A 19,711-nucleotide genomic window follows, 5' to 3' on the forward strand; every position below is an offset into this window, starting at 1 on the left:
TATTGAAGGGAAAGGGTTTAAAGGGGCAGCCATGCCAGCAGCCAATCCACCAGCGGCACTACCACCACAAAGAGCAGCGTGCTGGTGGTCACAACATTGGTGGCGAAGCGCACGTCGCCCCTGGCCTCGTTCGCCAGAATCGGCAGGACAGCCAACGCGGATACGGACGACTGCACAATCAAAGTCTTGGCCTCCGCCGCAGACAGCGCCAGCCAACTTTTGCCAAGATAAATCAGGACGAACATCAACAGCGGCGCGAAGACAAATTTACCCAGTAGCGCGGCGATGGTATCGCGGTCGAAGCGGATGCTTGCCAGCCCCGCATCGCACAAGGTAATTCCGATATAGAGAAGCGAAAGCGGCGTTACCGTCGCGCCGATATAGCCGAGCGCGGCATGGGCGAATGACGGCACCGGAATATCGGCCAGCAGGAAGACCATCGCCAGCAAAAAGCCCAAGAGCGGCGCGGGCAACAGTTTTTTCCAGTCAAATTTTTTCTGCGGTGCGGCGGATTGTCCGGGCAGCGGGTCGCGGGCAATCAGAAAGACCCCGAACGCCCAGGTCGAGACCGTATTCAACACGTAATAGACCAGAAAATACGGCATGGCCGCATCGCCGAACAGCGCCACATTGAGCGGCAGGCCGATAAAAATCGTATTGGCATTAACGATGGTGTTAATAAATACCCCACGCCGCCCCGGACGCACCTTCAATACCTTCACCATCAGCCAGGCCATCGGATAACCCAACAAAAGCGATACCACACCATATATCAGTCCATCCGATAATGCGGCGAGCTGGTCGCGGTGAAGATACGTCAGCACCGACACGAAAATCGATGCCGGTAGCGCAATATTCATAATCAGCCGCGAGATGTTGGCAGCGAACGTATCGGCAAACCAGCCGCGCTGTCGCAACACGAAACCCAGCGCAATCAGCAACACGACGGACAGGACACTTTCCACAGCGGTGAGGAAGATCATGGGTAGCTCCTTGGTTATAACCGTCGGGAACAGAAGGGAAAATGCTAAGTCTGACAGCAGCAGACTGTCGCTCGTCCTGCATTGTACACCCATAAATCAAACTAAAAGGATGACCGTTCATATTAAAAAGTCCTTAATCAAACACGGATAAACGCTGAATATTCCACTTTCCAAGTTGAACGGACTACCTAAAATGAACATTAATCATGAAGAAATCAACCGCCGCATCGGCCGCGCTATTGCCCAATACCGCCAGCAAAGCGGCCTAACCCAGGAACAGGTGGCGGAAAAACTGCAAATCGGCAATGAAGCAGTCTCACGCATGGAACGCGGTCTGATCATGCCGAATGTCGTCCGCCTGCTAGAACTGGCGGAAATCTTCGATTGCACCGCTGCCGAACTGTTGGCCGAAAGCAGCCCGCGCCTCTTCGACAAGACGCACCATGTGCACACCGCCATCGCTAGTCTGGCGGAAAATGATCGCCAGTTGATGCTGCATTTTCTCGAACGCTTTGCCCACCGCCTGCAACAGGCGTGAGCCGCCAAGCGGGACAAAACGGGCATTCCCACCTGAAACATCGCCGCAGCGGCGTAGAATAATGCGCCAACCGTTTCCCATCCCGATTATGCCCAGCACCCTCACCCTCGACATCACCGGCTTCGATTATGAAGCGCGCGGCGTCGCCCGCCACGACGGCAAGACCCATTTCGTCAGCGGCGCGTTGCCGGGCGAACGCGTTACCGCCCGCGTCCTCGAAAGCAAAAAACGCTACGCGACCGCAGAAGCCATCGACATTCTTATCCCTGCGCCGGAGCGCGTTCCGCCCGCTTGCCCGCATTACGCCGCCTGCGGCGGCTGCGCCCTGCAACACGCCGGCGACGCCGCGCAGCACCGTCTCAAAGAAACCGTCTGGCTGGAACAGCTGGCGCGCATCGGCGGCGTCCGTCCGCAGACCGTTCTCCCCGCCATCAGCGGGGCCAACTGGCATTATCGCGCCCGCACCCGCCTTGCCTGGGATGGCGAACACCTCGGCTACCGTGCCCGCGCTGGTAATACCGTCGTCCCCATCACGCATTGCCCTACCCTCGCCCCCGCCCTCTCCGCCCGCCTCCCCGACATCCGCGCCTTGTGCGCCGCCCTCGCGCGCAGCACCGCCATTCTCGGCGTGGACCTCAGCGCCGGAGACGGGGTGAACGTGCTGCGCATCCGCCTGCGCGAAGCGGTGGACGCGCGTCCCGCGCAAGAAGCCATCGCCGCCTGGCATCAGGAAGACGGGCAACCGTGGCAAATCCGCCTGCAACACGATGCCGGAACCGTCGCCATCCCGCCGGACGCGCCGCCGCTGGCCTATCAACTGCCCGATTACGGCCTCACCCTCCCTTACACGCCGGACGATTTCACCCAGGCCAACAAAGCCCTCAACCGCCGCCTGGTATCGTTTGCGCTGGCAACCCTGGGCGCGGAAGCAGGCGCGCGCGTCATGGATTTCTTCTGCGGCCTCGGCAACTTCAGCCTGCCGCTGGCGCGTAGCGACGCAGATGTGCTCGGCATCGAAGGCGTGGACGAGATGGTGGCGCGCGCCACCGCAAACGCCGCTGCGCACGGCCTTGCTGACCGCTGCCGTTTCGCGCGCGCCGATCTTTTTACCGTTACCACCAAACAGCTGCACCGCTGGGGCCGGGCGGACTACTGGCTGCTTGATCCGCCGCGCGCCGGGGCGCAGACGCTCTGTACCGTGCTCGATCCGAAACACGGCCCGGCGCGCATCGCCTACGTTTCCTGCAACCCCGGCACGCTCGCCCGCGACGCCGCCATTCTCAGCGGCAAAGGCTACCGCATCGCCAGCGGCCGCCTGCTGCATATGTTCGCGCAGACGGCGCACGTCGAAAGCCTGCTGCTCTTTACCCGCTGACGCTATGCCCGCCTTCACCGACAGCCACTGCCACCTCGACTGGTTTCCCGATCCCGCTGCCACCGTGCAGGAAGCGCAGGCGGCGGGCGTTGGCCGCATCGTCATCGCCGCGACCACCCGCGCGCGCTGGGCGGACGTGGCACGCGCCGCCGCCCTGCCCGGCGTGTATGCCGCCTACGGCCTGCACCCGCTCTATCAGGACGAACACAGCGACGACGATCTGCACGCGCTGGAAACGCAAATCCACAACCACCCGACCGTCGCCATCGGCGAATGCGGCCTTGACTTCCTCAGCGGCGACAGCGCCGCGCAACGCGCCACCTTTGCCGCGCAAATCGACATCGCCCGCCGCCACCACCTGCCGCTGCTCCTGCACGCGCGCAAATCGCTTGATGCCGTGCTGCATCAGCTGAAACGCGCCCACTACGCCCGCTTCGTCATCCACAGCTTTACCGGCTCGGACGCGCAACTGGCGCAGATCTTCGCCCTCGGCGGTTACATCGGCATCGGCGGCACCTCGACCTATCCGCGCGCCGCCCGCCTGCAACGCCAACTGGCGGCCGTCCCCGCCGACCGTTACCTGCTCGAAACCGATGCTCCCGACCAGCCCCTCTGCGGCTACCAGGGCGAAGCGAACCACCCCGCGCGCACCGCCCTCGTCGCCGCCAACCTCGCCCGCCTGCGCGGCGAGCCGCTGGATCGTATCAGCCGCCAATCCGAAGCGAATTGCGATGCTTTTTTTGCCTGGTAAGGCCAGTCACGGCGCCGCTTGGCGGGCCCAGTAATGACGCCGCTTGACGAGCCCAGTAATGACGCCGCTTGACGGCCCAGTATCTACACCGCTTGGCGGGCCCAGTAACGACGCCGCTTGACGGGCCCAGTATTTACGCCGCTTGACGGGGCATCTCACCTCCCGGCACAAAAAAGCCGCTATCCCGGATAGCGGCTTTTTCCTGCGGTTTCGCCTCAGGCCTGTTTCGGCTTGACGGCGACTTTGTAGAGGAAGATGCAGAGGGCGGCGTAGGTGGCAATGCCGAGGTAGGTAGCTGCCGGGGTTTCCGACCAGTCGGTCATGAAGACATCCACGCCGGCGATACGCAGCACCGCGCTGAACAGGCTGCCGATAGCGCCGCCGGCAACCAGGCCGGAGGCGATGGTGTTGCCTTCGCTGAGGCGCAGCGCGCTCAGTTTTTCGTCCTTGCTGCTGTTGGCGACGAAGTGGGCAATCAGGCCGCCGACCAGGATCGGGCTGTTGATTTCCATCGGCAGATAGGTGCCGAGGGCGAAGGCCAGCGGTGGCACTTTCATCATCCACAGCACGACGGCAAAGAGCGCGCCCGCCATGTAGAGCGGCCATTGTGCGCTTTCGCCGGTCATCAGCGGCTTGATGATGGCAGCCATGGCGTTGGCCTGCGGTGCGGGCAGCGGGTGTTCGCCGGTGAAGCCGTAGGCGTTGTTGAGCAGGATGAGGACGCCGACGGAGAGGATGGAGGCCATGATGGCGCTGACAATCTGCCATTGCTGCATCTTGGCGGGTGTTGCGCCGGTCAGGTGTGCCACTTTCATTTCCGACATGAAGTTGCCCGCCATGCCGATGGTGGTGCCGACAAAGGCGGCCATCATCAGGATGGCGATCATGCCGACCGTACCGGAGACGCCGGCCGAGGTCAGAATCAGGGCGGCGACGATGATCATGAAGATGGTCATGCCGGAGACGGGTTCGTTACCGGTGTAGGCGATGGAGCTGATGCCGACCACCGAGAGCAGGAAAGACATGATGAGGACGATGAGGAAGGCCAGCACGGTCTGGGTCAGGTTTTCGGCGTAGTTGATGTGGAAGAAAAGGGCGAAGAGGACGGTGGTCACGATGATGCCGAGGACGAGCACCGACATCGGTATATCACGCTGGGTACGGAGCAGGCCCACTTCCACGGTCTTGCTGCTGAAAATATCGGTGATGGCTTTTTTCACCACGCCGCTGACCACTTTCGACATGGTGAGCAGGCCGATGATGCCCGCCATTGCCAGCATGCCGATGCCGATGTGGCGGATGTAGCTGAAAAAGACGGTGTTGACCGGTACGTCTTTCAGCAGCATTTGCTGCCCGTCCACGAGCATGATGTGTTCCGGCGCAAGGTAGTAGACGATGGGCATGCAGACGAACCACGAGAAGAAGGAACCGGCGGCGATGATGGCGGCGTATCTGAGGCCGGTGAAATAACCGAGGCCGAGCAGGGCCGCATCGGTATCCAGCGAGGCGGTAAGCTTGGTCTTCTCTTGCAGGAGGATGCCCCATTTGAAGGTGTTGGTGCGGATGACTTCCTGCCACCAGCCAAGCGTGTTCAGCACGAAATCGTAAAACATGCCGATGGCGCCGCTCACCATCATCAGCTTCGCCTTGCTGCCGCCGTTACTGGTCAGCACCTCCGTCGCCGCGCGTCCGGCCGGGAAGGGGTAGACGAAGTGCATGTCCTCGCAGAAATAGCGGCGGAACATGACGCAGAGGAAAACGCCGAGTACGCTGCCGAGTACGATCGGTGCCGCCATCTGGAAGAAGCTGATGCCTTCAATATTCAGGATGTAGAAGGCAGGCAGGAAAAAGAGTGCGCCGGCGAGCCCGTTAGTGCCGGCACTCGCGATTGCCTGAATATGCACCGTTTCGGCGAAGGCGTTCTGCTTCGGGCGGTGAAAAATGATCGCCATGCCCATTGCCAGAATGGAAACGGGGGCGAAAGCATCAATGGTCTGACCGATTTTCAGGCCGAGATAGCCAACGGCAAGGGCAAAGACGGCAGCGTAGAAGAGACCCCAGAACACGACGTAGCTGTTGATTTCCACATACGGTTTTCCGGGGTCCATCACGGGTTGGGCGGGTAAGATTTTTTCTGACATGGTTGGAGTTCCTTATGCATAAAGGTGAAAACATCCTGTTGGCAGCGTTCCTGTGTGGGCATATTAACACTCCAAAATGTGCCTATCCAATCTTCTTCACAAATAATCATCGCGATTAAACGGTGAAATGTGATGAAATTTGTGCGGTTTAACCTGCGGAGCGATAAGATGCCACCAAGCAGCGCCATCGCTGGGCCCGGCAAGCAGTTACTTTTTCCCCACGCTGCTACTCACAGGAAGGCATCCAGCACGTTGTTGAGCAGGGCGAAGCCGCGCGGCGTCGTTTGCAGGCGGTGCCCGATATCCGGCGCGAGCAGGCCCCGGGCGACGAGTGTGTCCAGGGTCGGGCGGAGGTCGTCCAGGCTGAGGGCGGTGCGTTCCGTCAGGTAAGCGGTCGGCACGCCGTCTTTCAGGCGCAGGGCGTTCATCATGAATTCGAAGGCCTGTTCGTCGCGGGCGACGGCAAGCTGCTGGTCGCTATACGGGTTCCCGCCCGCTCCCGCCGCTTTTTGGTACGCCGCCGGGGCGCGGTATTTGCTGCGGCGGGTGATGACACCGTCCCGTGTCTGTTTGCCGTGCGCGCCCGCGCCGATGCCGAGGTAGTCGCCGTATTGCCAGTAGTTGAGGTTGTGGCGGCAGGGTTCGCCCGCACGCCAGGCCGAGGTTTCGTACTGGCGGTAGCCACCCGCCGTCAAGAGGGCGCTGCCCGCTTCGTAGATGTCGATTTGCGTGTCGCTGTCGGGGAGGACGGGCGGGTTGGCGTAGAACGCGGTATTCGGTTCCAGGGTGAGTTGGTACCAGCTGATGTGCTCCGGGGCAAGGGCAATGGCCTGGCGCAGGTCATCCAGCGCGCCGGCGACGTCCTGCCCGGGCAGGGCAAACATCACATCGAGGTTGATACGGGTAAAGCCTGCCTGCTGTGCGAGGGTAACGGCGCGCACCGCTTCGGCGCTGCTGTGGATGCGCCCCAGCGCCTGCAACTGCGCATCGGCAAAGCTCTGCACGCCGATGGAGAGGCGGTTCACGCCCGCTGCGCGGTAAGCGGCGAATTTTTCTTGCTCGAAGGTGCCGGGGTTGGCTTCCAGGGTGATTTCGCAATCAGCGGCAAGCGGGGCGAGGTGAGCGATGCCGTCCAGCAGGGCGGCAACCGCCGCGCCGCTCAACAGGCTCGGCGTGCCGCCGCCAATGAAGATGGAGTAGATGGGGCGGCCGTCGTAATCGGCGGTGAAGTCGGCGAGCAGGTGGCGGATGTAGGCCGTCTCATCAATCTGCCCGCGCAGGGCGTGTGAATTGAAGTCGCAATACGGGCATTTGCGCACGCACCACGGGATGTGGATGTAGAGGCTTTGCGGAATAGGGTTCATACGGTAGGTGCGGCGGCGCAGAGGCGGAAGAGCTGCTGGAAGTCTTTATTCATGTCGCCGTAGCGGAATTCGTGGTTGGGGGTTTCGTAAGGGAATTTGGCGTAGCTGTTTTGGGTGACGACGGGGTAGCGGCTGATTTGCGCACCGCTGATCCAGCCGTAGAAGGCGACGATGCCGAGGGTGAAATCCACGAGGCCGACCACGACGTAATCTTTGCTGGCGGGATGCTGTTCCTGCGGGTAGCCGTAGGTCCAGTGATCGTTGGGCAGGTTGGGGGTGGATTTTTTCGCCACTTTGACGTCGATGGTTTTGCCGTGAATGGCGACGTCAAAGGCGTCGCTGCGCGCCTGGCTGAAATCGGTCGTGTCTTCTTGAAACGGGATGCGCTGGCTGTGCAGGAAATGGCGGAAGGCCGCTTCGCCGAGGCAGCCGATGGCGGCTTTTTCCAGCCGCAGCTCGTCGTCGTAGCCGAAGCGGGAATAGAGTTGCTGCGCCAGCATCGCCGCTGCCTTGCTCTGTGCGTAGCGCCAGTGGGCGGCGAAGCGGAAGCCGTTGTCGCGGCGGATGAGGATCATGTCAGGCCTCCCCGTCGTCGCCGATTTTCAGCACACGGAAGCCGCCGTCCCAGTTGGCGGGCAGTGGTTGTCCGTCGGCGGCGGCAGTCTGGCGGATGGCGGCGGCGGCGCGACGCAGGCGCTCTTTGCCAATGTCGGCGATGGTCAGGTATCCCGCCTGGCCGGCGGCGGAGTGGCGCGGCGTCCGTTCCGCCAGTTGCACCATGATGAAGCGTCGGCTGCCGCCGTCGGCGTTGAGCTGCATCACCGCATGCGCCGTGGTCGCCGAGCCGGCAAAGAAGTCGAGGATGAGGCCGTCCTTGCCGACGTTGGTGTTGATCAGGTAGCGCAAGAGCGACAGCGGCTTGGGGTAGAGTTTGTCGGAGAAGTTCGGGCTGAAGAGTTTGTCCAGCTCGCTGCTGGCGTTTTCGTTGGTGCCGACGCCGCAGTCCTGATTGAGCAGGTTCCAGGATTTTTCCGCTGCATAGGCCGCTTTTTCGTAAGAGGGCGAGAAGGCGCGGCTTTGGATGAAGACTTGCACCCCGGCGCGGAGTTGCTGTTCCAGATAGGGCTGCGTCCACTTGAATTTGCCGCGCAGGTGTACCGGGCGGGTAAACACGCCGCCTTTGACGGTGGTTGCCTGTTCCAGCTCGATGTCATAGGCCTTGGTGCCGTACATGCCCGCCGGATAGACGCCGTCGGCCAGTTTGGTGCGGGTGAGGTAGGCGGGGAAGACCAGCCTGCCCACGGCATTGCTCTGGTTCATCAGGCCGTTGCTGCTTTTCGCCGCCTTTACCGTCCCCCACAGCGGCACGTCTTCTTTTTTCTGGTAGGCGAGGATGTATTCGCAGGTTTTTTTGGTTTTCCGCGACAGGTTGGCCGGCGTCGTCGTTTTCTGCCAGCTGAAGAGTTCGATGAAGTTGGCGGCGCCGAAAATTTCGTCGGCGATGATTTTCAGGTTGGCCAGCTCTTTTTCGCTGATGGAGATGAAGATGACGCCGTCGTCCGCCAGCAAGGGGCGCGCCATTTTCAGGCGGCTGTACATCATCGACAGCCAGTTGGCGTGCAGGCGGCCATCATGCTCGTGGTCACTGCCCGCCTCGTCGCCGGTTTCGCTTGTCTGCTGCCGGGCGCGGCGGCGGTACACATGGTGGCTTTCGGCAAATTTATCCTTGTAGATAAAGTCGTTGCCGGTGTTGTAAGGCGGATCGATATAGATCATTTTCACCCGCCCGGCGTAATCCGCCTGCAAGAGTTTCAGCGCTTCCAGATTGTCGCCTTCGATAAAGAGGTTGTGCGTGTGCTCGAAATCCACGCTTTCCGCCGGACAGGGGCGCAGGCGGTGCGCGGGCGGCGTGTTGGCGGCAAGGATGGCGGCACGTTTGCCCGGCCAGTCCAGGCGATAACGTTCCTGCGGGCCTTCGGCCAGCGCCCCCGCCAGTTCCTGACGCAGCAGGTCGAAATCCACGACGGGCGCAGGCTTGCCGTGAGCGTCCCGACTTTCGCGGATGCAGTGGGGGAAGAGGGCGGCGATTTTCGCCAGCGCGCTGTTGTCGTGCCCCGTCATTAACCGATACTTCCCTGGCGGCTGGCGGGGTTATTCATAGCACCACTCGGTACCGCCCGCCGTGTCTTTGAGGATGATGCCCTGGGCGGCGAGTTCGGCGCGGATGGCATCGGCACGGGCGTAGTCTTTTGCAGCCTTGGCAGCATTGCGCTCGGCGATACGGGCGGTAATCGTCGCTTCATCGAGGCTGCCTTCACCTTTGAGGAAGACGGCGGGGGCTTGTTGCAGGATGCCGAAACGGCCGCCGAGGGTTTTCAGCGTCGCGGCGAGGTGGGCATCGCCGCTGTTGATGCGGCGGGCGAGGTCGAAGAGGACGGCAAAGGCTTTCGGGGTGTTGATGTCGTCGTTCATCGCTTCTTCGAAGGCGGCGACGGCGGCGGTATCCAGCGCGCCGTCCAGCGGCTGTTTATCGAGGGCGGTGTAAAGGCGGGTCAGCATTTTTTTCGCTTCAGCCAGGGCGGTATCGCTGTAATTGAGCGGGCCGCGATAGTGGCTGCCGAGGATGAAGGTGCGCAGGGTTTCGCCGTCGTAGTGCTGGAGCACATCGCGCACGGTGAAGAAGTTGCCGAGCGATTTGCTCATTTTCTCGTCGTTGATTTGCACGAAGCCGTTGTGCAGCCAGTAGTTGACGTGCCGGTGGCCGCAGGCGCCTTCGCTTTGCGCGATTTCGCATTCGTGGTGCGGGAATTTGAGGTCCATGCCGCCGCCGTGGATGTCGAAGTGTTCGCCGAGCGCGGCGGCGCTCATCACCGAGCATTCGATGTGCCAGCCGGGGCGGCCTTGGCCCCAGGGGCTGTCCCAACTGGGTTCGCCGGGCTTTGTCGCTTTCCACAGCACGAAATCGAGCGGGTCGTTTTTCGCTTCGTTTACCGCGATGCGTTCGCCGGCGCGCAGGTCGTCCAGGCTGCGGTTGGCGAGCTTGCCGTAGCCGGGGAAGCTGCGCACGGCGTAGTACACGTCGCCGTTATCCGCCGCGTAGGCGTGGCCTTTTTTGATGAGCGTTTCAATCAGGGCAATCATGCCGGGCACGGCGTCGGTAGCGCGCGGCTCTTCGTCCGGCGGCAGGCAGCCCAGCGCCGCTTCGTCTTCGTGCATGGCGGCGGTAAAGCGCTCTGTAAGGGCGGCGATGGTTTCGCCGTTTTCGGCAGCGCGGGCGATGATTTTGTCGTCGATGTCAGTGATGTTGCGCACGTAATGCAGTTCGTAGCCCAGTGCGCGCAGGTGGCGGGTGATGGTGTCGAAAACGACCATCACGCGCGCATGGCCGATGTGGCAGTAGTCGTACACGGTCATGCCGCAGACGTACATGCCGGTTTTGCCTGCATGCAGCGGGCGGAAGGGTTCTTTTTGCCGGCTCAGGCTGTTGTAAAACTGCAAGGCGCTCATGGGTTCTCCGGTGGGTCATCTCAAAAGTTTGTTAGTATAAACGCCCCTTGAAACCTAAGGAAAAACCATGTCAAAACGGCTCCTCAGCCTCTCACTCTGCCTCGCTTTCGGCAGCGCCCTCGCCACACCGACCGCCATCATCCACACCACAAAAGGCGACATCACCGTCGAACTCGATGAAGATAAGGCTCCGGCCACCGTCGCCAATTTCCGCCGCTACGCTGAAGACAACTTTTATAACGGCACCATTTTCCACCGCGTTATCCCCGGCTTCATGATTCAGGGCGGCGGCCATACGGCTGACCTGCGTGAGAAGCCACCACGCGAGCCGATTGCCAACGAAGCGCACAACGGCCTGAAAAACGCGCGCGGTACCATCGCCATGGCGCGCACCAGCGATCCACATTCCGCCACCTCGCAGTTTTTCATCAACCTCGTGGATAACGACGCCCTGAACCCCGGCGGCGCGGACAGCTACGGCTATGCCGTCTTCGGCAAAGTCACCAGCGGCATGAACGTGGTGGACGCCATCGCCAAAGTGCCGACGGAAAAACGCCCGCCACACGCCAACGTCCCGGCAGAAACCATCACCATCCAATCCGTTGAAATCCTTCCCGAAAAAACCAAAGAGGCCAAACAAAAATGATCCGGTTCATCACCAATCACGGCAATATTGATATCGAACCCGACTTCGACAAAGCCCCTGTCACCGCGCAGAACTTCCAGCAATACGCGGAAGACGGCTTCTACAACGGCACCATCTTCCACCGCGTCATCCCCGGCTTCATGATTCAGGGCGGCGGCATGGCAAGCGGCATGAAAGAAAAAGACACGCGCGAGCCGATTGCCAACGAAGCCGACAACGGCCTGAAAAACGCGCGCGGCACCATCGCCATGGCGCGCACCAGCGACCCGCATTCCGCCTCGGCGCAATTCTTCATCAACCTCGTCGACAACCACTTCCTCAACCACACCAGCAAAACCACCGCCGGTTGGGGTTACGCCGTCTTCGGCAAGGTCGTCGCCGGCATGGACATCGTCGATAAAATCGCCACGGTCAAAACCGGCCGCAGGGGAATGCACAAAGACGTGCCGCTGGAAGAAGTGGTGATTGAGAAGACGGAAGTTCTCTAAACCACGACCGACATAGGGCGGACCTCAGCCCGCCTCTATTTTATTGCTCACCCAACCGGAACTCCCGTGGCGGAATACTTCCTCGCCGACATCCACCTTAGTGCCGAACGGCCCGACATCACCGCCGCCTTCCGCGCCACCCTCGCCGCCCTCGCCCGCGACGCCGGCACCGTTTACATCCTGGGCGACCTCTTTGACTACTACCTCGGCGACGACCTCGCGAGCCCCCTGCAACAGGGCATCGCCGCCGCCCTCGCCGCCCTGCCCTGCCCCGTTTACTACCAGCACGGCAACCGCGACTTCCTCCTCGGCGACACCTACGCGTGCGCGGCCAACATGCACATCCTGCCCGAACGCCACCGCCTGAGCCTCGGCGGCAAAACCGTCCTCATCGAACACGGCGACCTGCTCTGCACCGATGATCACGGCTACCAGCGCCTGCGCCGCATCCTGCGCTGCCGCTGCCTGCAACGCCTCTACTACCGCCTGCCCGCGCGCTGGCGCCTCGCCATTGCCGAAAAACTGCGCGGGCAAAGCCGCAAGCGCACCCGCCGCAAAGCATCACGTATCACGGATACCAATCCCGCCACCATCCGCCGCATCCTGCAAGCACAACAGGCAGATATCCTCATCCACGGCCACACCCACCGTCCCGCCGTGCACCCGCTGGATGACGGCACAACTGTGTACGTCCTCGGCGACTGGCATCCGCATGGGCAAATCCTCTGCCACGACGCGGACGGCTTCCGCCTCATCGACAGCGCCAGCCTGCCGCCGTTATAGTCGTTTCAAATAGACCTGATTTTGCTTGACGAGCCCAGTACACGCCGCTTGGCGAGGTCAGGTTTTATCCCGCTTGGCGCGTACCGAACGCGAATCTCGCACAAAAAAGCCCCTCCCCTTTTTTATGGGGGAGGGGTTGGGGTGGGGGTTGGACAAAACCGCACAGCGACAAAGCCCAGTATTTACGCCGTTTACTAGGCAAGTATTCAGGTTTTATCCCGCTTGGCGCGCAAATGCAGCAGTCGCGCATCCAGCGTTGCAGCGGTTTCCCGTAACGCCGCGTTGGCGGGGTGTTCGTGGCAGATAAAAATGTGGTCGTAGGCGTCGGGCGTGGCGAGGTTGTAGAGGTAATAAGGCACGCCAGCGTCGTAGGGGTCGGCGAAACTGCGCTTGTGCGGCAGCGCGCCCCATGGGAGTGCGGGCGAGCGGCTGCTTGATTGCAGATACACATCCGCGCCGCTGCGCGCCGCGAGTTCGCGGGCGAAGACGGCAGGCGGATGGATAAATTCGCCGGTGCCGAGGACGAGGACGCGCGCGCCCGCGCCGATGTCGCCCGTCTCCGCCCAGACGGCGGAATCCAGCCGCACCGCCTGGCGGATACCGAGGCGGCCAAAGCCGCTGTCGGCGATGGTAATGGGCGCTTCCTGTACGCTGGCAACGGGTGGCACGGTAGCGGTCGCTTCGTAGTGCCAGCGGCCGCGCAGCAGGCTGTGCCGCTGCACGTCGCGAGCGGCGGCAGGCGGGCTGAAATCGGTAAGCGAGAGCCAGTGCGTCGTGCGCAGAGCGGGCAGTTGCGGGCGCAGGGCGGATGCGAGGGCGCGGAAGGTGTTGCCGGTCGAGAGTTCGTCATCAATCAGCACCAGGCTTTGCGCGGCATTGAGCAGACCGCGTTCGGCAGGCAGGTGCAACCATTGCTGCGCGGCGTGGCTGTGGCTTTCTTCGAAGGGGCAGATGTCGGCACCTTTGACGCGCAAGCGGCTGGTGTGCAGGTAGAGCGCGGGCGTGGCCGAATGGGTGGCAAGCCAGGCTTCAAAGACGCCTTGCGCCAATGCGGTCGCCGTTTCCGCCATGCCGATGAAGAGCACGGGGGCAGGCAGGTCGGCGGGCAGTTTCGCGGCAAGCAGGCGATGTACACGGACGAGGGTCGCGGTCGGCACCGGGATGTGTTTGCCCAGCACTTTGCTGACGAAGAGGAAGACGCGGCGCGGGTTGTCGCGGGCACCGAGGGCGAAAAGGTCGTCCGGCGGCAGGTCAGCATGGTCAATGTCGAGATGCAAGGTACCGTAGGGCAGGGTGTAGGCGGGCATGGCGGGGTAAGTGGTTAAAAATGCGCGCATTATAAGCGGGGTAATGCTGGTACAATCGCCCGCGCTTTCTTTCCATCAATCTTCCTCAATTAAGGAGTGCTTATGGCAGTCAATCTGCAAAAAGGCCAGAAAATTTCTCTGGAAAAAGAAGCGGGCGGCACGCTCACCAGCGTCGTTATGGGTCTCGGCTGGGACGTCGCCAAGAAAAAGGGCCTATTCGGCTTTGGCCGTGAGCAGTCTATCGACCTCGACGCCTCCTGCTTCGTCTTCGATGACAACAACAACCCCCTCGATCTCGTTTATTTCGGCCAGCTGGCGAGCCGCGACGGCTCTATCCAGCACAGCGGCGACAACCGCACCGGCGAAGGCGACGGGGACGACGAACAAATCGCCGTCGCCCTAAACCGTATCCCGGCCAATATCAAAACCCTGGTCTTCACCGTCAGCAACTACACCGGGCAGAATTTCAGCCAGGTAGAAAACGCTTACTGCCGCCTGGTGGACGGGCAGACGGGCAAAGAAATCGCCCGCTACAACCTCTCCGCGCAAGGCAACCACACCGCGCAAATCATGGCGAAGCTGTACCGCCACAACGGCGAATGGAAAATGCACGCCATCGGCGAAAACAGCCAGGGCGCGACGCCGGATCTCATCCTGCCGAAAATCGTCCCCTACCTCTAAGCCCGCAAGGCAGCCCGCGTGGCTGCCTTTCGCCCAACCCTATAAGGAAATCCCATGCGACGCCTCCCCGTTTACCTCCTCGTTGATACCTCCGGCTCCATGCACGGCGAAGCCATTGAATCCGTACGCAACGGTCTGCAAGTTCTCGTCTCCGCCCTGCGTCAAGACCCCTACGCGCTGGAAACTGCCTATCTCTCCGTCATCACCTTCAATAACGACGCCAAACAGCTCACCCCACTCACCGAACTGATGAGCTTCCAGACACCCGATCTGCACGCCAGCGGCATGACCGCCCTCGGTGCCGCGCTGACCCTGTTGGCCGACTGCATCAACCGCGAAGTGGTGAAAGGCAGCGCCGAAGTTAAAGGCGACTGGAAACCCGTGGTTTTCCTCCTCTCTGACGGCGCGCCAACCGATGACCTGGAAAAAGGCATCACCGCCATCCGGGGCGTGAAAACCGGCACCTTCGTCGCCTGTGCCGCCGGCCCCAGTGCGGACACCGCCACCCTGAAACGCATCACCGAAACCGTCGTCTCGCTCGACACCGCCGACGCCACCTCCATCAAAAGCTTCTTCCAGTGGGTCAGCTCCTCCATCTCCGTTTCCAGCCAGAAAATCGAAAGCGGCAAAGAAGTCAGCGGGCTGGATGAATTGCCGCCGCCGCCCCCCGAACTCAACATCGTGCTGTAAACATGGCCATCAACCTGCAAAAAGGCCAGGGCGTCAGCCTGCGCAAAGAATCGGGCTACGACCTTTCCCGCCTCACCATCGGCCTCGGCTGGGATATCGCGCCCAGCAGCCCCGCTTACGACCTTGACGCCGTCGCCTTCCTGCTGGATGCAAACGGCAAAGTGCGCAACCTCGGCAAAACGGGCGCGAACGGGCGGCCAACACTGGAAGGCGGCGACGTCGTCTTCTACAACTCACTCACCCACCCCAGCGGCAAAGTGCGTCTCTCCGGCGACAACCAGAGCGGCAGCAGCGCGGGTGATGACGCCGAGCAAATCGAAGTGGATCTAGACACCCTGCCAGACAGCTACCAGCAAATCCTCTTTGTCGTCGCCATCTACAAAGGCCACGAACGCGGGCAGAGCTTCGCCGGCGTGCACCGCGCCTACATCCGCGCCCTGGACGGCAAAGGCCAGGAAATCTGCCGCTACGACATCGGACGCGACCCGACGAACCGCGCCTGTGCCATGACCTTCGCCGCCGTGAAGCGCAGCGCAAGCGGCTGGCACTTCAACGCCATCGGCGACTTCCACGACACCGACCGCTTCATCGACCTGCTGAAACACTATCTGCCCTACTAAGCCGCCCCACAGGAACCCACACCATGTCCCGACGCCTGCTCACCTACATCTGTATCGACACCTCCGGCTCCATGCGCGGCGAACCGATCGAAGCCGTCAATGCCGGCCTGCACGCCCTGCTCGCCTCGCTGCGGCAAAACCCCTACGCGCTGGAAAGCGTTTACCTCACCATCACCACCTTCGACTCCAAAATCAAGGACGTCTTGCCGCTGACCCCGCTGGAGCAAGTGGTGCTGCCGGAAATCGTCTGCCCGGAGAGCGGCGCGACCTTCCTCGGCGCGGCCCTGGAACACATCGCCCATGCCGTCAAGCGCGACCGCATCATGAGCAGCGGCGCACAAAAAGGTGACTGGCGCCCCATCCTCATCATCCTCACCGACGGCAAACCGACTGACCTGCTCGCCTACAGCGAAGCCATCCCCGTCATCAAATCGCTGGGCTTCGGCAATATCGTCGCCTGTGCCGCCGGGCCGAAGGCCGATGCCTCTTACCTGCGGCAACTGACCGACACCGTCGCCTCGCTTGACACTATGGATGCCAGCGCCTTTGCCAAATTCTTCCAGTGGGTCTCGGCGGCGGTTGCCAGCAGCAGCGTCAGCGTCGGCGCCCCGACGGCGGGCAACGATTTGCCGCCGCCACCGCCGGAAATCAACATCGTCTTGTAATCAGGCGGCGCCCTTCGGGGCGCTTTTTGCAGCGCATTTACGACTGTAACGTAGGGCGGCCACCGCGTGGTCGCAAGAAAAACCCACAGCCGATTCGCCTGGGCTTTTTTGCGTCCTGCTCACCATTTGTCAGATATGACAAGAAAAACAAATTTATGGCCATAACCCGCGTGGTTGTCGTGAGCAAGATGACGTTACGCCATTGCAAAAAATGACCGGAGTGCTATGATTTTGCACCGCTTAATCACGGAGACCCTCATGCAAAAACTTATCCTCACTACCCTCGTCGCGGTCAGCTGCCAGGCACTGGCCGCACCGAAAGTTGTCGCCACCATCAAGCCGGTGCAATCGCTTGCCGCCCAGGTGATGGACGGCATCGCCGAACCGGAACTGCTTATCCGGCAAGGCTCGCCGCACGGCTATCAGATGAAGCCGTCGGACGCGAAAGCGATCAATCAGGCCGATCTGGTCATCTATGTCAGCCATGAGCTGGAAACCTTCATCCCGCCGCTTTTGCAGAAAAGCCCGCAGGTGCACAGCATCGAATGGCTGAACCTGCCCAACCTGTATCCACTGCCGACGCGGCACGGCGGCTTGTGGGAAGAAGGCGGCCATCACCATCATGACGATGACGGCCACGATCACGACCATCATCATGACGGCGATGCGCACGGCCATGATCACGCGCATGACCACGACGGACATGACCATGACCATGACCACGACGGACACGACCATGACCACGGCGGCGGACACGACCATGGTCACGCGCATGACCACGACGGACATGACCACGATCACGACGGCCACCATCACGGCAAATACGACGCCCACCTGTGGCTGAGTACCACGCGCAGCAAGCTGCTGCTTACCGCCATTGCTGACGAACTCGGCAAGATTGACCCCGATAACGCCGCCAAATACCAGGCAAACGCAGAAAAAAGCCGCGCCGCGCTGGACGCCCTGCATCAGGACCTCAATGGCAAACTCGCGCCGCTGCAAAAACGCCCCTTTATGGTCTTCCATGACGCCTACCAATACTTTGAACAGGATTACAAACTAAACGCTGTCGGCACCGTGCGCGTGGATCCCGAACATGAACCCGGGGCGAAACGTATCGGCGAGTTGCACGAGCAGCTGATGCACAACAAAGTCGTGTGTCTCTTCAGCGAGCCACAATTCCCGGCAAAAATCGTCGATAAGCTGGCGAAGGAAAGCGGGGTGAAGACTGCCGTGCTGGATCCAGTCGGCGCGGATATTCCCGCCGGTAAGGCGATGTACGCGCAGCTGCTCGGTAATCTTGCGGATAATCTCAGCGGCTGCCTCAAGCCCTGATTTCTCCCCGCCGAACCCCGCCACCGAGCGGGGTTTTTTCTTGTTCGTTCATGCACGACCCAAAACCGTCATCCCGCTTGACGGGGCCAGTAATGACGCCGCTTGGCGGACGCTCAAATATAGAAATGCGCACAAAGAATCCCTTCTCCCGCTTGCGGGGGAAGGTGCCGCGCAGCGGCGGATGGGGGGAAGGTATGCGGTAAACCCAGAATTTATCCCGCTTGACACGAGCCCAATATTTATCCCGCTTGACAGGGCCAGTATTCACGCCGCTTGGCGGCTCAATGGTGTGCAGCTTCCAGGCAGCGCCGGTAGTAATGCCAGTTAAAAGCGGGGCCGGGATCGGTTTTGCGGCTTGGCGCGATGTCGCTGTGGCCGGTGATGCGCGTCGCGTTGATGCGCGGATGGCGCGTCATGATGGCGCGGCTGAGGGCGGTGAGCGCCTGGTATTGGCGCTGGGTGTAGGGATGATGATCGCTGCCGTTCAGTTCGATACCGATGCTGTAATCGTTGCAGTTGGCGCGGCCGTGGTAGCTGGATTCGCCCGCGTGCCAGGCGCGGGCGGTGGTGGGGACGTATTGCTGGATATGGCCGTCGCGCAGGATGAGGAAGTGCGCGGCGACACGCAGGTCGGCGATGCTATCGAGGTAGGGATGTTCGTGGCGTCTCGCGGGCAGGCTGCCGCAGAAGAGGTCGCTGATGTAGTGGTCGCCGTATTCGTCAGGTGGCAGGCTGATGTTGTGGATGACGAGGAGGCTGATGTCGTCCGCGTCGGGACGTTCGTTGTGATGCGGGCTGGGGTGACGGCTGGCAGAGTCCAGCCAGCCGCTGGCGTCAATGTGCATTCAGGGTCTCGTGGCAGGCGGCGGGGGGTTATCCGCTTCGCGTGCGGCGAGGAGGCGTTTGCCGATGTAGAGGCCCGCTTCGAAGAGGAGCAGCATCGGCACGGCGAGCAGGGTTTGCGAGATGGCGTCCGGCGGGGTGAGCAGCATGCCGATGGTGAAGGTGGCAAGGATGACGTAGGCACGTTTTTTCGCGAGTGTCTCGGGCCGGACGATACCGAGCATGAGGCAGATGACGGTCGCCACCGGCACTTCGAAGGCGGCGCCGAAGGCGATGAACATGGTCAGGCTGAGCGACATGTACTGGGTGATGTCCGGTTTGTATTCGACACCTTTGAGTTCGATGCCGGCGAGGAAGCTGAAGAGGATGGGCAGGATGATGAAGTAGGCAAACAGCACGCCGGTGTAGAAGAGGAGGGTGGAGGAGATGAGGATGGGGCGGACGAGGCGTTTTTCGTGGCGGTACATGCCCGGTGCGACGAAGGCCCAGATTTGGTAGAGGATCCACGGGATGGTCAGCAGGCAGGCGAGGAAGAGGCAGACTTTCACCGGCGTGAGGAAGATGTCGATGCCGTCGTAGGCGAGCATGCTCTGCCCCGGCAGGAGGCTGCCAAGCACAGGCAGGGCGAATGTTTCGTAAACGCGGTTGCGGAAGGGCAGGAGCAGGACGAAGACGCCGGCAACGGCGTAGATGATGCGCAGCAGACGGGTACGCAGTTCGATGAGGTGCTCAACGATGGGCATTTCTTTGTCGTCGCTTTGCGGTGGGGTGTCGTGGTCGGTCATGGTGGTCAGATGGTCTTGTTTGTTAACAATGCGGTGGTTTGGGCGGGTTGAGAGGAATTCCCTCCTTCGCTTGCGCGGGAGAGGGATTTTAGTTGTGCGGGCGGGAAAGGCTGTAATTCTCCCGCTTGGTGGGTTCAGTATTGGCGCTGCCTGGCGAGGATAGTGTTTACGCCGCCTAGCGGACATCCGCGTGGGCAGCAAGTTACCCA

General features: G+C 61.5%; 20 protein-coding genes. 11 read left to right on the forward strand and 9 right to left on the reverse strand.

The annotated features are described in order from the left end of the window. Positions 1 to 17 precede the first annotated feature (17 nt). Positions 18 to 983, reverse strand: a complete 966-nt coding sequence (locus DY250_RS12565) for an AEC family transporter (protein ID WP_115612573.1) — start codon at positions 981 to 983, stop codon at positions 18 to 20. A 193-nt stretch (positions 984 to 1,176) separates the two neighbouring features. On the opposite strand from DY250_RS12565, the gene DY250_RS12570 reads away from it, so the two are divergent. From DY250_RS12570 to DY250_RS12580, 3 genes are all read left to right on the forward strand, one after another. Further along, positions 1,177 to 1,521, forward strand: coding sequence for a helix-turn-helix domain-containing protein (locus DY250_RS12570; RefSeq protein WP_115612574.1), 345 nt, complete (start codon positions 1,177 to 1,179; stop codon positions 1,519 to 1,521). A gap of 61 nt (positions 1,522 to 1,582) precedes the next feature. Beyond that, positions 1,583 to 2,896, forward strand: a complete 1,314-nt coding sequence (locus DY250_RS12575; RefSeq protein ID WP_245951134.1) for a TRAM domain-containing protein — start codon at positions 1,583 to 1,585, stop codon at positions 2,894 to 2,896. A 4-nt stretch (positions 2,897 to 2,900) separates the two neighbouring features. Continuing rightward, the gene (locus DY250_RS12580) at positions 2,901 to 3,647 is read left to right on the forward strand and encodes a TatD family hydrolase (RefSeq protein WP_115612575.1); all 747 of its coding nucleotides are present in this window, start codon (positions 2,901 to 2,903) and stop codon (positions 3,645 to 3,647) included. Between the two features lie 215 nt (positions 3,648 to 3,862). On the opposite strand, the gene DY250_RS12585 is transcribed toward DY250_RS12580, so the two are convergent. The 5 genes from DY250_RS12585 to cysS all read right to left on the reverse strand — a co-directional run bounded on the left by DY250_RS12585 (position 3,863) and on the right by cysS (position 10,659). After that, complete coding sequence (locus DY250_RS12585; RefSeq protein ID WP_115612576.1) at positions 3,863 to 5,788, reverse strand: OPT family oligopeptide transporter; 1,926 nt, start codon at positions 5,786 to 5,788, stop codon at positions 3,863 to 3,865. 230 nt (positions 5,789 to 6,018) lie between these two features. After that, positions 6,019 to 7,152, reverse strand: a complete 1,134-nt coding sequence (hemW, locus tag DY250_RS12590) for a radical SAM family heme chaperone HemW (protein WP_115612577.1) — start codon at positions 7,150 to 7,152, stop codon at positions 6,019 to 6,021. Then, positions 7,149 to 7,727, reverse strand: a complete 579-nt coding sequence (locus DY250_RS12595) for a hypothetical protein (RefSeq protein ID WP_115612578.1) — start codon at positions 7,725 to 7,727, stop codon at positions 7,149 to 7,151. The genes hemW and DY250_RS12595 overlap by 4 nt, the downstream gene beginning before the upstream one ends. A gap of 1 nt (position 7,728) precedes the next feature. Continuing rightward, positions 7,729 to 9,273 carry a site-specific DNA-methyltransferase gene (locus DY250_RS12600; protein ID WP_115612579.1) on the reverse strand — a complete coding sequence of 515 codons (1,545 nt, stop codon included), beginning with the start codon at positions 9,271 to 9,273 and terminating at the stop codon, positions 7,729 to 7,731. Positions 9,274 to 9,303: 30 nt separating this feature from the next. Further along, entirely contained in the window at positions 9,304 to 10,659 is a 1,356-nt protein-coding gene (gene cysS / locus DY250_RS12605) for a cysteine--tRNA ligase (protein WP_115612580.1), read from the reverse strand. 67 nt (positions 10,660 to 10,726) lie between these two features. On the opposite strand from cysS, the gene DY250_RS12610 reads away from it, so the two are divergent. The 3 genes from DY250_RS12610 (at position 10,727) to DY250_RS12620 (ending at position 12,576) form a co-directional block, all read left to right on the forward strand. Next, positions 10,727 to 11,305 carry a peptidylprolyl isomerase gene (locus DY250_RS12610; protein WP_115612581.1) on the forward strand — a complete coding sequence of 193 codons (579 nt, stop codon included), beginning with the start codon at positions 10,727 to 10,729 and terminating at the stop codon, positions 11,303 to 11,305. After that, entirely contained in the window at positions 11,302 to 11,793 is a 492-nt protein-coding gene (locus tag DY250_RS12615) for a peptidylprolyl isomerase (RefSeq protein ID WP_115612582.1), read from the forward strand. Before DY250_RS12610 ends, DY250_RS12615 begins: the two co-directional genes overlap by 4 nt. Positions 11,794 to 11,859: 66 nt before the next feature. Further along, entirely contained in the window at positions 11,860 to 12,576 is a 717-nt protein-coding gene (locus tag DY250_RS12620) for a UDP-2,3-diacylglucosamine diphosphatase (protein WP_115612583.1), read from the forward strand. Between the two features lie 206 nt (positions 12,577 to 12,782). Here DY250_RS12620 and DY250_RS12625 read toward each other — a convergent pair whose 3' ends face one another. Then, positions 12,783 to 13,913: a phosphoribosyltransferase domain-containing protein gene (locus DY250_RS12625; protein WP_115612584.1), complete on the reverse strand. Its 1,131-nt coding sequence runs from the start codon at positions 13,911 to 13,913 to the stop codon at positions 12,783 to 12,785. A gap of 72 nt (positions 13,914 to 13,985) precedes the next feature. On the opposite strand from DY250_RS12625, the gene DY250_RS12630 reads away from it, so the two are divergent. The 5 genes from DY250_RS12630 (at position 13,986) to DY250_RS12650 (ending at position 17,874) form a co-directional block, all read left to right on the forward strand. Then, positions 13,986 to 14,564: a TerD family protein gene (locus DY250_RS12630; RefSeq protein WP_006984234.1), complete on the forward strand. Its 579-nt coding sequence runs from the start codon at positions 13,986 to 13,988 to the stop codon at positions 14,562 to 14,564. Positions 14,565 to 14,618: 54 nt separating this feature from the next. Next, a complete protein-coding gene (locus DY250_RS12635) occupies positions 14,619 to 15,254 on the forward strand; it encodes a vWA domain-containing protein (protein WP_115612585.1) in 636 nt (211 codons plus the stop codon). A 2-nt stretch (positions 15,255 to 15,256) separates the two neighbouring features. After that, positions 15,257 to 15,874, forward strand: coding sequence for a TerD family protein (locus DY250_RS12640; RefSeq protein WP_115612586.1), 618 nt, complete (start codon positions 15,257 to 15,259; stop codon positions 15,872 to 15,874). 23 nt (positions 15,875 to 15,897) lie between these two features. Then, the gene (locus tag DY250_RS12645; RefSeq protein WP_083826160.1) at positions 15,898 to 16,539 is read left to right on the forward strand and encodes a VWA domain-containing protein; all 642 of its coding nucleotides are present in this window, start codon (positions 15,898 to 15,900) and stop codon (positions 16,537 to 16,539) included. 258 nt (positions 16,540 to 16,797) lie between these two features. After that, a complete protein-coding gene (locus DY250_RS12650; protein ID WP_115612852.1) occupies positions 16,798 to 17,874 on the forward strand; it encodes a zinc ABC transporter substrate-binding protein in 1,077 nt (358 codons plus the stop codon). Positions 17,875 to 18,155: 281 nt separating this feature from the next. On the opposite strand, the gene ampD is transcribed toward DY250_RS12650, so the two are convergent. Together ampD and tatC are read right to left on the reverse strand one after the other, a co-directional pair. After that, on the reverse strand, positions 18,156 to 18,719 hold the full coding sequence (ampD, locus tag DY250_RS12655; RefSeq protein ID WP_115612587.1) for a 1,6-anhydro-N-acetylmuramyl-L-alanine amidase AmpD: 564 nt from the start codon (positions 18,717 to 18,719) through the stop codon (positions 18,156 to 18,158). Continuing rightward, complete coding sequence (gene tatC / locus DY250_RS12660; RefSeq protein WP_115612588.1) at positions 18,720 to 19,502, reverse strand: twin-arginine translocase subunit TatC; 783 nt, start codon at positions 19,500 to 19,502, stop codon at positions 18,720 to 18,722. It lies immediately after the preceding gene. Positions 19,503 to 19,711 lie beyond the last annotated feature (209 nt).

The sequence above is a fragment of the Cardiobacterium valvarum genome, assembly GCF_900460955.1.
GTDB classification, from domain to species: Bacteria; Pseudomonadota; Gammaproteobacteria; order Cardiobacteriales; family Cardiobacteriaceae; genus Cardiobacterium; species Cardiobacterium valvarum.